This is a genomic window from Pseudoalteromonas sp. 0802 (assembly GCF_013350085.1).
Classification (GTDB): domain Bacteria; phylum Pseudomonadota; class Gammaproteobacteria; order Enterobacterales; family Alteromonadaceae; genus Pseudoalteromonas.
In genome coordinates this window covers 21,188-34,427 of sequence record NZ_JABVXE010000016.1, presented here as the reverse complement: position 1 = coordinate 34,427, position 13,240 = coordinate 21,188, and the positions used below count along the sequence as shown (strand labels likewise).

11 protein-coding genes are annotated in these 13,240 nt (G+C 42.5%); 5 read left to right on the top strand and 6 right to left on the bottom strand.

The annotated features are described in order from the left end of the window. Nucleotides 1–35 precede the first annotated feature (35 nt). The 3 genes from HUS61_RS17220 to HUS61_RS17210 form a co-directional block, all read right to left on the bottom strand. The gene (locus HUS61_RS17220; protein ID WP_062566089.1) at nucleotides 36–1,718 is read right to left on the bottom strand and encodes a carbon starvation protein A; all 1,683 of its coding nucleotides are present in this window, start codon (nucleotides 1,716–1,718) and stop codon (nucleotides 36–38) included. A 106-nt stretch (nucleotides 1,719–1,824) separates the two neighbouring features. Then, nucleotides 1,825–2,877 carry a DNA polymerase IV gene (gene dinB / locus HUS61_RS17215; RefSeq protein WP_175083268.1) on the bottom strand — a complete coding sequence of 351 codons (1,053 nt, stop codon included), beginning with the start codon at nucleotides 2,875–2,877 and terminating at the stop codon, nucleotides 1,825–1,827. 61 nt (nucleotides 2,878–2,938) lie between these two features. Next, nucleotides 2,939–3,145: a hypothetical protein gene (locus HUS61_RS17210; RefSeq protein ID WP_054562678.1), complete on the bottom strand. Its 207-nt coding sequence runs from the start codon at nucleotides 3,143–3,145 to the stop codon at nucleotides 2,939–2,941. Nucleotides 3,146–3,298: 153 nt separating this feature from the next. On the opposite strand from HUS61_RS17210, the gene HUS61_RS17205 reads away from it, so the two are divergent. The 3 genes from HUS61_RS17205 to HUS61_RS17195 all read left to right on the top strand — a co-directional run bounded on the left by HUS61_RS17205 (nucleotide 3,299) and on the right by HUS61_RS17195 (nucleotide 5,855). Next, on the top strand, nucleotides 3,299–3,727 hold the full coding sequence (locus HUS61_RS17205; RefSeq protein WP_175080260.1) for a thioesterase family protein: 429 nt from the start codon (nucleotides 3,299–3,301) through the stop codon (nucleotides 3,725–3,727). Nucleotides 3,728–3,739: 12 nt separating this feature from the next. Further along, nucleotides 3,740–4,792, top strand: a complete 1,053-nt coding sequence (locus tag HUS61_RS17200; RefSeq protein WP_175083267.1) for an aldo/keto reductase — start codon at nucleotides 3,740–3,742, stop codon at nucleotides 4,790–4,792. 136 nt (nucleotides 4,793–4,928) lie between these two features. After that, nucleotides 4,929–5,855: an ABC transporter substrate-binding protein gene (locus HUS61_RS17195; protein ID WP_175080257.1), complete on the top strand. Its 927-nt coding sequence runs from the start codon at nucleotides 4,929–4,931 to the stop codon at nucleotides 5,853–5,855. On the opposite strand, the gene HUS61_RS17190 is transcribed toward HUS61_RS17195, so the two are convergent. From HUS61_RS17190 to HUS61_RS17180, 3 genes are all read right to left on the bottom strand, one after another. Continuing rightward, a complete protein-coding gene (locus HUS61_RS17190) occupies nucleotides 5,806–6,417 on the bottom strand; it encodes a fumarylacetoacetate hydrolase family protein (protein ID WP_175083266.1) in 612 nt (203 codons plus the stop codon). The two genes, HUS61_RS17195 and HUS61_RS17190, sit on opposite strands and share 50 nt — an antisense overlap. Before the next feature lie 105 nt (nucleotides 6,418–6,522). Further along, on the bottom strand, nucleotides 6,523–9,039 hold the full coding sequence (locus HUS61_RS17185; RefSeq protein ID WP_175083265.1) for an exo 1,3/1,4-beta-D-glucan glucohydrolase: 2,517 nt from the start codon (nucleotides 9,037–9,039) through the stop codon (nucleotides 6,523–6,525). Nucleotides 9,040–9,047: 8 nt separating this feature from the next. Next, a complete protein-coding gene (locus HUS61_RS17180) occupies nucleotides 9,048–10,316 on the bottom strand; it encodes a sugar MFS transporter (protein WP_175080252.1) in 1,269 nt (422 codons plus the stop codon). A 230-nt stretch (nucleotides 10,317–10,546) separates the two neighbouring features. Here HUS61_RS17180 and HUS61_RS17175 point away from each other — a divergent pair, with 230 nt between their 5' ends. Continuing rightward, nucleotides 10,547–11,875, top strand: a complete 1,329-nt coding sequence (locus HUS61_RS17175) for a GH1 family beta-glucosidase (RefSeq protein WP_175083264.1) — start codon at nucleotides 10,547–10,549, stop codon at nucleotides 11,873–11,875. A 24-nt stretch (nucleotides 11,876–11,899) separates the two neighbouring features. After that, nucleotides 11,900–13,231, top strand: coding sequence for a glycoside-pentoside-hexuronide (GPH):cation symporter (locus HUS61_RS17170; protein ID WP_175083263.1), 1,332 nt, complete (start codon nucleotides 11,900–11,902; stop codon nucleotides 13,229–13,231). The last annotated feature ends 9 nt before the right edge of the window (nucleotides 13,232–13,240 follow it).

Below are 13,240 nucleotides of genomic sequence, written 5' to 3'. Positions count from 1 at the left end.
GTAAGACAGCTTACGATATGGCTGGCAAGCTAAGTTTACTGCTCTGTAATGTCTGCTGAGTCTTTACGATGCTTAACAATTACAGACCAAGCTTCAAGCATAACCAGTACGCTCACAACCAGTACTAACAAATCAAGTGTCACCAGTAACCAGTTACCTTGTTGATAGTACTCGCCCAGTTTAATAACCCCAGCAAAGAACGCCATAACTAATACAAAGCTCATTGGGATCAAGGTGTATTTAGCCGGGCGATTCGCTTTAATAAGCATTACCGAGATAACCAGTAGGGTTAAGCTTGCTAAGATTTGGTTAGTCGAACCGAATAATGGCCAAATAATCATACCGCCGCTACCGTCAGCGCCACCAGCACCAAAGGCAAGCAGTAAACAGCTAAGTACTGCAATGAGTGTAGCTACAATACCATTACGAATGATGCTGATATTATAAATATCACCCCACTCTTGAATGATATAACGCTGCAGGCGCACGCCAGAGTCCATCGTAGTCCCCGCAAACAAGACCACCATTACGGCAAGTAAAGTTGATGCCACCTCTTGCGAGATACCCCAACCACTTTCAATTAAGTTAGCACCACCATTAATAAAGGCGCTCACACTACCAGCACCTAAGTGACTGTAAATTTCGTGCCATTCTTCAGGAGATACCGCAAGTGCAACACCACTTACTGCAACTAGTGTAATAAGCGCAAGCATACCTTCGCCTACTGCACCTAAGTAACCCACAAAGCGACCATCGGTTTCTTTGTTAAGCTGCTTAGAACTGGTACCTGAAGACACAATACCGTGGAAACCCGATACCGCACCACAAGCTATGGTCACAAATAGCAATGGAATTATACTTGGTGTATCAACCGCCGTTTGAGTATTAAACGCAGGCGCTGTGATATCCGGCATTGACACAAAAACCGCACCATATAGTAATACTAAACCAACCAATAACTGCATACCGTTAATGAAATCGCGTGGCTGTAAAAGCATCCATACTGGCAATAATGAAGCAATGGCTGCATAGATAAATAAGATGATGATCCAGTTGGCATTCGCACTTAAGCCAAACATTTCATCAGGTAATGAAATCGGCATACCACTACCAAGGTAAATGGTGTAATAAAGAATTCCCACACCAATTAAACAAAGCGGAATTAACGACACTTTACGGCGTAGCAACTGACCAATAACTAAGGCCACGACAATCGCTGACCAAGCTGGGAATACCGCGTTGGGTTGCGATACAAATGACTTGGCAATCACCACACCAAATACCGCATTCACCATCAGTAGTACTAAGAACACCACAATCATAAATAATGCACGGGTGCGTTTACCAATTACGCTTTCAGATAAAGCGCCCATTGATTTGCCTTTGTTACGCGCACTGGCCCATAGAGCGCCCATGTCGTGAACACCAGCAAAAAAGATAGTACCAAATACTACCCACAGTACCGCAGGCACCCAGCCCCAGTATACGGCAATGGCAGGGCCAACAATTGGCGCAGCACCTGCGACAGAGGTGAAATGGTGGCCCCATAACACAACTTTGTTAGTTGGCACATAATCCACACCATCCTCAAGTTCATGAGCGGGTGTGACAAAATTATCATCCATTTTAAATATTTTTTCGGCGATGAATTTCGAATAAAAGAACCATCCGAACAACATACCGACTATTCCGAGCAGCACGATTACGACCGATTGCATAGTCATCTCTCTTATTAAGTTATAATGTTGTCTAAGGTGTTGAACTAGGCAGGCCTAGCACCCCAACTAGACACTAACAAACTTTCAAGCACCAAGGTGTTAACCTTTAGTCTAATATACTCAGCTGAAAATGCTCGTGAGCCTGACTCTTTATTCCGACACCTATTCCTAACAGGCGTACTGGCTGGTTGTTACCTCGCTCATAAGCTTTACTCATTAACTCAGCAAAAATGCGTTCGTCTAATTGATGGTGGCTTTGATCGGCACTGGTCACGACAAAATTGGCAAACTTGACCTTCACCGATAATTTATTGATGCGGTTGTTTAATTGTTGTTTATCAAGACGACGTGTTAATTCATCCATCAAGCGGGGTAACTGACTTAGACACTCATCTAAGTTATTTTTGTTGTATTCATAGGTGTGCTCAACACTGAGCGACTTTCGTACTCGCTCAGTTGACACTTTGCCAACGTACTCGCCTGCACACTTTTGATATAAAGACACGCCAAAATTACCAATGTGCTGCTGCATCCAATTAACCCCTTTCGCGCGCACATCAGCCCCTGTGTAAAGCCCTTTAAGTTGCAGCTTTTCTAATGTCACCTTGCCTACGCCAGGGATTTTACCAAGCGGTAAACTCGCTAAAAAGTCATCAACCTCATCAGGCAATACCACAAACTGACCATTAGGCTTATTTTCATCGCTAGCTATTTTGGCAATAAACTTAATTGGCGCGACGCCCGCAGAGGCTGTTAGTCCGGTGGTGTCATAGATTTCTTGGCGGATTTGCTTTGCCATCAGAGTTGCACTGCCTTTGCACGCAGTACTGTCGGTTACATCAAGGTAGGCTTCATCTAACGATAACGGCTCAATAAGGTCTGTGTACTTTGCAAAAATGGCGCGAATTTGCGTGGAGATTTCTTTATAAACCTGCATTCGTCCGGGCACGATAACCAGATCGGGGCACAGTTGTTTGGCGTGATAGTTCGACATCGCCGAGCGCACACCATATTTACGGGCAATATAATTAGCAGTTGAAAGCACCCCGCGACGACTATTACCACCTATAGCCAGTGGCACATTGGCAAGCGCGGGGTTATCACGCATCTCAACGGCTGCATAAAAGCAGTCCATATCGATGTGAATGAATTTTTTCATCAGGAATACAACAACTGTTTATATATACAGTTATTATATTTAAACTTCCTGAGAGTGCAAGCTAAGAGGTTTGGCTTGTTTGTTGGTTTGGTTTTTTACGGCTAATAAGCCGTGAACCAAATAACCAAAACGCGGCTTCTAATAACAAGCCCACGACAATTAAAGCGATAAATCCTGACATTGTGCCCATGCTATAACAGAGCAAAGCTAGAGCTAGCAAGATGAAAAGTGCAATCCACTTTATCACCCTCAAGGTTAGTTGCTGCATAATTAAGGTCCTTTAATGTGTGTTCATTTTGCTCACACTTTACGTAAGCGTGAACTTATAAATCTAGCACAATCTACTGAGCTTTCTAATTTCCTTGAGCTAAAAGCAGCATATTGCTAACCTAAGATTTCTCACAATCAACGAAGATTTACTATGCAATCGTTTATAGAACAACACCCTATCAGAACAAAAATTAATGTTGCATGGGGCGAAATGGATGCCCTGCAGCACGTCAATAATGTGGTGTATTTTCGCTACTTTGAAACAGCCCGTATCGATTTTTTTACTCAACTCGGCTTTCTTAAAGATTTACAAGTAACAGGTGTGGGTCCGGTGATCAGCGAAAACAACGCCCGCTATAAACGCCCGGTGACATTTCCTGATACTGTGCATGTTGGTGTAAAGATTAGTGACATTGAACAAGATCGTTTTATGATGCATTACACTGTATTTAGTGAAAGCCAAGACGCAGTAACAACCATTGGCTCATCACAGGTGGTTATGTTTAATTTTAAAACGGGTAAAAAAGCGCAGTTAAATGATAAGTTATTAACTGCACTTAAAGCCCATTCTAGCGATTAACAAGGATCTATTATGCTTTATAGCCCACTTGGTCGAAGTGGTATTGATGTATCTCGTGTTTGCTTAGGTAGCATGACATGGAGTATGCAAAACAACCAAGCCGATGCCGATGAACAAATCGCCTATGCATTAGATAAAGGCGTTAACTTTATTGATACCGCCGAAATGTATGCCGTACCACCTTCTCCAGACACCTACGGTAAGACAGAAGAGATCATTGGTAATTGGTTAGCGCGTAATAAAGACAAACGCGATGATCTTGTCATTGCCACTAAAATTGCGGGTAACGGCTTACCTTGGGTACGCGATGCCGGCGATATTACTCGCCAAGCTGTGGTTGAAGCCGTTGATGCATCTCTTAAACGCTTACAAACTGAGGTTATCGATTTATACCAATTACATTGGCCAAACCGAACATCACCGCACTTTGGTAAACAGTGGCCAGGTAAAGTGTGCTTCTCTGAGGCTGACACTGAGCAAAATATCGCGGGTATGTTAGATATTCTTGAAGGGCTGAATGACTGTATCAAGGCTGGTAAAATTAAGCACTGTGGTTTATCAGACGATACACCTTGGGGCATCAGCCAGTACTTACGCTTAAGTGAGCAGCATAACCTTCCGCGCATGGTATCGATTCAAAACGAATTTAGTTTATTGCACGCCAAAGATTGGCCGTATTTAATTGAACAATGTATTCATGAAGATATTGCTTACCTACCTTGGTCACCACTAGGTGGCGGCATGCTAAGTGGTAAGTACTTAAATGGTGCTCGCCCTGAAGGTAGTCGTTGGACGCTAGTGCAACGTAATGGCTTATTTAGAGACACAGCACAATCACGGGCTGCGATTGCTGAATATGTTGAAATTGCTAACGCCTTTAATTTAACACCTTCACAACTTGCATTGGCTTGGTGTGATCAAGTGGATGGCGTAAGCTCTACAATTATAGGTGCAACCTCAATGGCGCAGTTAAAAGAAAATATCGATGCTTTCTCGGTGCAATTAAGCGATGAAGCTAACAATAAAATCGCTGATGTATTTACCCGCTATCCTATGCCTTTCTAAGCAATTATTTGCATTAGTATAAGCCTGTTACCTGACAGGCTTATTAATACTTATTCATCATTTTTATACTCTACCTACAACTTTACCCATACTTTAGTGTATAGTTATTCATAGTGTTTCACTATGTAGGTTGTTAATGAGTAAATACATAAAACAAGTAGTATGCGTAGTTGCAGGGGTATTACTTGCTCCCATTACTCATGCCTCCGACAAGCTCTCTATTACCTGGCTTGAAACTGATAACAAACCTTTTTTTCTTGATAAATCAGAGCAATATCCTTTTGGTGGCTTATGTAACAATATAACCGACCAGCTGATTGAAGCGATGCCAAACTTTAAGCACCAAAAATCACTATTACCACCAAAACGTTTGAGCAAATATCTCGACGAAGGACATCTTGCCTGCTATGCCTGCATGATCCATCGTGATAAAAAAACCAACCGTGCTACTTACTCAATCCCAACCACAGTGTACCCACCCTTTAGCGTATTAAGTACCAAAGAAAAAGCACTAAAAATTAAGCAAAAACACGGTAACCCAGTGTCATTAATCTCATTATTGACTGATGCAAATTTTATGTTTGGGCAAAATGATGCGCGAAAGTTTGGCAGTAAGCTTGATACTATAGCGAAAAATACCAAGCTTTATGAAAGTGCAGCATTAAGTGGCACTGGCAGCCATGCAAACCAAGCGCTACTATCGCAGTTAGAACATGGCTACATTGATTACACGATTGATTACCCATTTGTTGCTGATTATTACAATCAACAAAACCAACAGAATATTCAAAAACTCAACATTGTTAATCCGGCTCAGAATGTGGTTTTTGGCGCCATTGGTTGCTCAACGAATGCACCTAATAATTATGCCGAAAAAGTGCTTACAGAAATTAATGAGGCACTGAAAAACAAGGTATTGCCAAGCGAGAGATATCAGCAAAGTCAACGAGTTTGGCTCGAACAAAGCTTTCCTGAGTTTTCAACATATTATCAGCGCTACATTATAGAACCGCTTAAAGAGCCTGCCACTGATGAGATAGCAACGCCTGCTGACCATCCATAAGTGTTACCACAAAGGTTGAATGAGCGACAACCTTCCCTACACCTTCAGGCGTGCCTGTCATAATGATGTCGCCATCTTCTAGGTCCATAAATTCACTGATTTCAGCTAAGATTTGCTCTGCGTTATGCAGCATTAACTTTGTATCGCCTAGTTGAGTGTCTTTATCATCAATCTTTAGACTAAATTGATAATGTAAGTTGGAATTAACAGCAACAAACTCAGTAAAAAGCGCTGAACCATTAAATGCTTTTGCGCGCTCCCAGGGGAGGCCTTTTTCTTTAAGCGTGCTTTGTAGGTCTCGCTTGGTTAAATCAAGCCCAAGCCCAACCGCAGCCAGTTGCTTATTTTTAACTAAAAAACAAAGCTCTGTTTCGTAATGTAAAGTCTCACCTAAGTGTTCACTATTGAGGGAATCGGTGATAGCACTATTTGGTTTTGCAAACAGCACCATACTTGTAGGCGTTTCGTTGTTAAGCTCTGCAATATGTGCTGCATAATTACGGCCAACACAAATGATTTTACTAGGTAAAAACGTTTTATCTGCAAATCTAACCTTATGCATTATTCCTCCGTTAGGTAATTTATATCAAATAATGGCTTTACATAAAAAAGGCTAACAGATGCGACAGCAACTGTTAGCCATGAGGAACATTAAGGGAGAAAAAAGTTAGTTGCAAGAAATAGCAGTATCGTTTTTCTTCGAGGTTGTCACATTCAATTTAGCAATCGATACCTGCCATGCACCTTCAGTGGCTAGCTGCCAAGGTGAGAACACTTGTCCAAGTTGCACACCTTGCTCAGCAAAGCAGCTCAAATCGATTGTCAGGGTTTGCCAATCACTTGCTGCTTTAACCTGTTTGCTAATATCAAATTGACCGTCACAGTTTTCACCACATTGCATACCCAGCATCAGCGGCGCATCAGCAGCTTGGTCTACCTTAATTTGCATTTCTAACTGCCCCGCTTTTTCAACGTATGAACGAAGATCCGACGGGAACGCAGCCATTAAACGAACCGCAGCCGCTTCTTTACCGTTAAAGCTGATTGCGCGCGCATCTTCTTGTACATCTTTATCAAAGGTTTTTACGCTAACAGCATTAAGTGCTGCACGACTACTAGTCATGGCTTGGAGCTCAGAACCACTTTGTAGTTGCAGTGACCATGGCGCTTTTACGGCGCGCTCAAATAGTACTAAGTCTTCTAATTTAGCGGCGACTTGTGATTTTTCGCTTAAGTCATCTGCTAATGTGTTTTTATCTTGGTAAGTTAAACCAAAGCCATAAGGCAGCAGTGGCGCGTAATCTTTATCGCCACGGTTTTGGTTACCTACAGGGTTGTTTGGCCATGAGAACGATAACTTACCTTTAAAGTCATGATTGATAGAACCATCTTGGTTTTTAAAGATAACATCGCTGATTGCATCACCTTCACTACCTGGTAACCAAGTTGCGACAAAGGCATCACTGGCATTGAGCTCTGCATTCACCCACATTGGGCGGCCACTAATAAATAGCGACACCACAGGAATACCGGCATCTTTTAGCTTTTTAAGTAAGGCTAAATCAGTTTTATTACCGCGTTGGTATTCAAGGTTATCTAAATCACCATTACCTTCTGCATACGGTTGCTCACCAAATACAACAATCGCAACATCTGGCTTAGCTTCAAATTCGCCATTTATATTGTATTGAACCTGACCACCGGCTTGCTCAACCGTATTTTTGATGCCATCAAAAATTGAAGAACCACCCGGGAAGTCGCTATTCTCGTTACCTGTACCCTGCCATGTGATTGTCCAACCACCTGACTGCATACCAATGTTATCAGCGCCCTGACCGGCAACTAATACGTTTGAGCTTGGTGCGAGCGGTAACAATTGTTGTTTATTTTTCAGAAGAACCAGTGATTCACGCACTGCCTGCTTTGCAACTGCGCGATGCTCCGCACTGCCAATGATCTCTGTTTTACCTGAAAGCGGACGCTTAGCAGGGCTTGGCTTATCAAACAAACCTGCGCGCATTTTCACACGTAAAATACGTGTTACAGCATCATCGATGCGACTTTGCGCAATTTCGCCACTTTTAACTTGTTTGATAAGGTTTTCGTAAAGAGGTTTCCATGCATCTGTTGGCACCATGTACACATCAAGACCAGCATTTGCTGCTTGTGCACAGTTGCCATTAGTACAACCTGGAATTTGGCCGTGACCGTTCCAATCACCAACTACAAAACCATCAAAGCCCATTTTGCCTTTTAGTACGTCAGTAAGTAGGTATTTGCTACCGTGAATTTTTTCACCATTCCAGCTATTAAATGACGCCATTACAGTTTGTGCGCCAGCACCTAAGCCGCCCACATACCCTTGCGCATGAATATCAAATAACTCTTGCTCAGATGCTGTGTTATTACCTTGGTCATCACCGCCTTCGGTACCGCCATCACCTAAAAAGTGTTTAACGGTACTGATCACGCGCTTATCTGATAAAAAGTCGTCATCAACCGCACCTTGCAACCCTTTAACAATGGCTGCTGAATATGCTTTCACAATTTCAGGATCTTCAGAATAACCTTCATAAGTACGGCCCCAACGGTCGTCACGAACAACCGCAACCGTAGGCGCGAATACCCAATCGATGCCTGTTACCATCACTTCTTGCGCGGTAGCGGCGGCAATTTTTTCGATTAACTCAGGGTTGTTTGTTGCACCTAAACCAATGTTATGAGGGAATAGTGTCGCACCAATAACATTATTGTGACCATGCACGGCATCGGTGCCCCACATAGTCGGAATTGAGCTGCCATCAAGCGAGTCATCAATTGAGGCTTGATACATTTTTTCAGCAAGATCAATCCAATCTGCGGCACTGGCATGTTTATCATTATTTGGGAATGCACCACCGCCATTAAGGTAAGAACCAAAGCCGTATTTGCGCATATCTTCAACGGTAATATCGCGAATTTCTGGCTGGATCATTTGCGCAATTTTTTGCTCAAGGGTCATATTTGCCAGCATTTTCGCAATTTTTGCTTCCATTTCTGGATTTGCAGCAATGCCCGTTTCGATGTTTGGCCAAATTTCTTGCTCAGCGCTCACGTTTGCCACCTTATCTTGCCCAGTGCAAGCTGTCATGCTGGCGCCTGCCATCATTAACGAGAAGAGTGTGAATGTTTTTTTCAATTTCATTTTTACACCTATGAAGATTGCTGAGTCTGAGTCGATACTTTTGAGCCAACCAGCGCAAAGTAAGTAATGTATAAATAACATGCGATAGGTAAAAACAACGCCATTTGCACGCCAATAGAATCTGCTAACACACCTTGTAGTAATGGAATAATCGCACCACCTACAATCGCTAAACATAAAATGCCTGAGCCTTTTGATGTATACTTACCAAGGCCATGTAGAGCAAGGCTGAAAATGGTTGGGAACATAATAGAGTTACATAACCCCACAAGTAAAATTGCCCACATAGCAAGGCTTCCCTCACCTGTCATGGCAATAACAACCAGCAGTACTGCTAATAAGCCGTGGCACGCCAGTACCTTACCGGCATTAAACTTTTGCATTACAGCAGCACCAATGAAACGGCCAACCATAGCACCTGCAAAATAGTAGCTAATATAATGCGCTGCTTCATTTTCAGGTAAACCAGCAATGTTATCTAGGGTCAAAAAGCCTACTAAGAAGCTGCCAATCGCTACCTCTGCGCCTACATACACAAAGATACCTACAGCACCTAAAATAAGGTGGCGGTAACGCCAAACACTGCCTAAATCAACAAAGTCTTCTAAGTCTTGATGTGCCGCTTCGCTATCACTTTCTTTACCTAGTTTTGGCAGTTTTAAAAATGCAAAGATAACCGCAAGTACCAATAAGCTTAACGATAACATTAAATAAGGGAGTTTCACTTCTTCTGCCGTTGCTTGGCTAATTTCAGATAGAATTAACCAACCACCAAAAATTGGCGCGACTGTTGTTCCTAAAGAATTAAACGCTTGTGTCATAGTCAAACGCGAAGACGCTGTTTTTTGTGGACCAAGAACACTTACATAAGGGTTGGCAGATACTTGTAAAATAGTGATGCCCGAGGCCAGTACAAACAAGGCCAGTAAGAATAACTCATACACATGAGCAACCGCAGCTGGGTAAAACAGCGCACAACCAATGGCTGCAACCACTAAGCCAACCACAATACCAAACTGGTAACCAATACGACTGACCAACTTGCCTGCCGGAATCGACATCACAAAATACGCACCAAAGAAGCAAAACTGTATGAGCATAGCCTGCGTATAGTTAAGTGAAAACATGCCTTTTAAGTAAGGGATTAATATGTCATTAAGACAAGTGATGAATCCCCACATAAAAAATAATGTGGTCAATGATGCCAGCGCAAAATGCTGCTTTGGCATATCTGCTTGGCCTGCTGCAGCCGAAACAGGAGTTGATACATGAGCCATAATTTTCTTCTCTAGTTAATTATATTTATCAGTTTGTTACAGCAAACTCTGGTACTTAATCACTAACAACAAATAGCGAAAAATGTTGCAACATTAAATGTAAGCGCTTACATTTATAACATATAAATCATATTTAGCAATTTATTTGCAGAAAAAATGTAAGCGCTTACAGCCGAGTCAAAGCTCTAAATATTCAAGCCTTACACTAACCCAAAGGACGAGTATTAACTGTGTATAAATCAATCTCACTGTTACCAGATTCGGCTTTGCTCAAGCCCGAATTCACTTTTGGGGTGGCAACAGCCTCATTTCAGATTGAAGGGGCACGCGATAAGCGCCTCGATTGTATTTGGGATACATTTTGCGAAAAGCCAGGCACCATTGCAGATAACAGCCATGGCGATGTAGCTTGTGATCATGTTGCACGCTGGCAGCAAGATATCGAGATGATTGCAGATTTGGCTGTCGATGCTTACCGCTTATCTATTTCGTGGCCGAGAGTCATGCAACAAGATGGCTCGGTTAACGAGCAAGGTATGGCGTTTTATGTTCAGCTATTATCGGCGTTAAAAGCACGTAATATTAAGACCTACGTCACCTTATATCACTGGGATTTACCCCAATACCTTGAAGATAATGGCGGTTGGTTAAATCGCGAGACAGCCTATAAATTTAAAGACTATGCCGAACTTGTTACTCAACACCTTGGTCACTTAGTTGATTCATTCGCCACCTTGAACGAGCCATTTTGTAGTGCCTACTTAGGTTATGAAGTGGGTGTACATGCACCTGGCATTAAATCGCAACAAGCTGGCCGACAAGCTGCGCACCACTTACTGCTTGCCCACGGTCTTGCAATGCAAGTATTACGTAAAAACTGCCCGGATACAGAAGCGGGTATCGTATTAAACTTCAGCCCGACCTACCCTTTAACCGCCGATGATAAAAAAGCCGCTGAGCTTGCTGATCAATACCATAATCAATGGTATATCAAAGCGGTTTTAGAAGGTGCTTACCCATCTTTACTGGATGATTTAGCTGATGCAGTTAAGCCAACTATTATTGCTGGCGATATGGCGATTATTAGCCAAGCTGTCGACTTTATTGGCGTTAACTACTATACCCGCATACACTACAGAAATACCGCTGATAACTGGTTTGAAGAAGCAAACCTTACAGATGTTCGTGTTACCGATATGGGCTGGGAAGTTTACCCACAAGGTTTAACTGAACTTTTGGTATCACTTCATCAGCAATATGATTTGCCAAAAATGTATATTACCGAAAATGGCGCAGCCATGGCCGACACACTAGAAAACGGTGAAGTGAACGACATCGAGCGGGTAGATTATTATCATACTCATTTAAATGCAGTGTGTGATGCAATTCGCCAAGGCGTTGATATTCAAGGCTACTTTGCGTGGAGCTTAATGGACAACTTTGAATGGGCGTATGGCTACGAAAAGCGCTTTGGGTTAGTTTATATTGATTATCAAAGCCAACAACGCATTTTAAAAGAAAGCGCAAAACAATATCGCGCGCTACTCAAACAGCGATAAAAATAACAACAATCGAGAACACACATGCTGACAAAAAGAGAAAAAATAGCCTACGGATTAGGCGATACAGCAAGTAATATCATCTTTCAAACGGTGATGTTATTTTTAACTTTTTTCTATACTGATATCTTTGGTATTTCACCCGCTATTGTTGGCACCTTGTTTTTGGTGGTGAGAATCGTTGATGCAATTACCGACCCATTAATGGGAGCTTTAACTGATTCAACCCGCACAAAATGGGGAAGCTATCGCCCCTATTTACTTTGGCTTGCTATACCATTTGGGGTGATTAGCATGATCACCTTCACCACACCAGACCTACCAGAGTCAGGCAAAGTGATTTATGCCTTTGTCACTTATACTTTGCTAATGCTGGTTTATACCGCGATTAATATTCCTTACTCAGCGTTAGGTGGGGTATTAAGTGGCGACCCGAAAGAGCGAGTATCCATTCAATCTTATCGATTTGTGTTTGGTATGCTGGGCGGCTTAATTGTCAGTGCCTGTACTTTGCCTTTGGTAAACTGGCTAGGCAAAGGTGATAACGCTACCGGCTACCAACTCACTATGGCTTTAATGAGTGGCTTTGGTGTGATCTTATTTTTGATTTGTTTTCGCTTTACCAAAGAGCGTGTTACAGCTCATAACAGCTCATCGTTGAGCTGGAAAACCCGCATGAACACACTATGGCAAAATGGTCCATTTAAAGTGTTGTGCTTTGCCGCATTTATGTTGTTAACCAGTATGGTACTACGCACTACCCTTGCCATTTACTATGTAAAATATGTACTTGGTGAAGCAGAGCTAGTCACCTACTTTGTTACCATCGGCATGATAGGTAATATTTTGGGCTGTGCCTGTGCAAACCCACTCAGCAAACGTGTTGATAAGAAAACCGCCTATATTCGTTTGCAATATATCTCTGCAGCTATTAGTTGCGTGGCATTTTGGTTGCCAGGCGAACAGCTGATACTTGCCTTTGCGGTGTATTTTTTATGGTGTTTCTTCACGCAAATGGCAACCCCGCTACTGTGGGCAAAAATGGCCGACACCATAGATTACGGGCAATGGAAAACCGGTGAAAGGCTAACAGGCCTAGTCTACGCAAGCGTGGTCTTTTTTATTAAGCTTGGTCTTGCCCTTGGCGGTGCCATTGCAGGTTGGTTACTGGCATTTTATGGCTATGAAGCCAATACCGAACTCAGTGAACACACGCTTTCGGGTATCTTAATTTCATTTACCCTTTATCCAGCAATAGGTAGTATGCTTGTCGCATTTATCATGAAAAGGTATATTCTGGATAACCAAACAGTTGAGCAGATCAGTGCCGATTTATCGTTAAAGCAGCATCCATAATTTTGTATA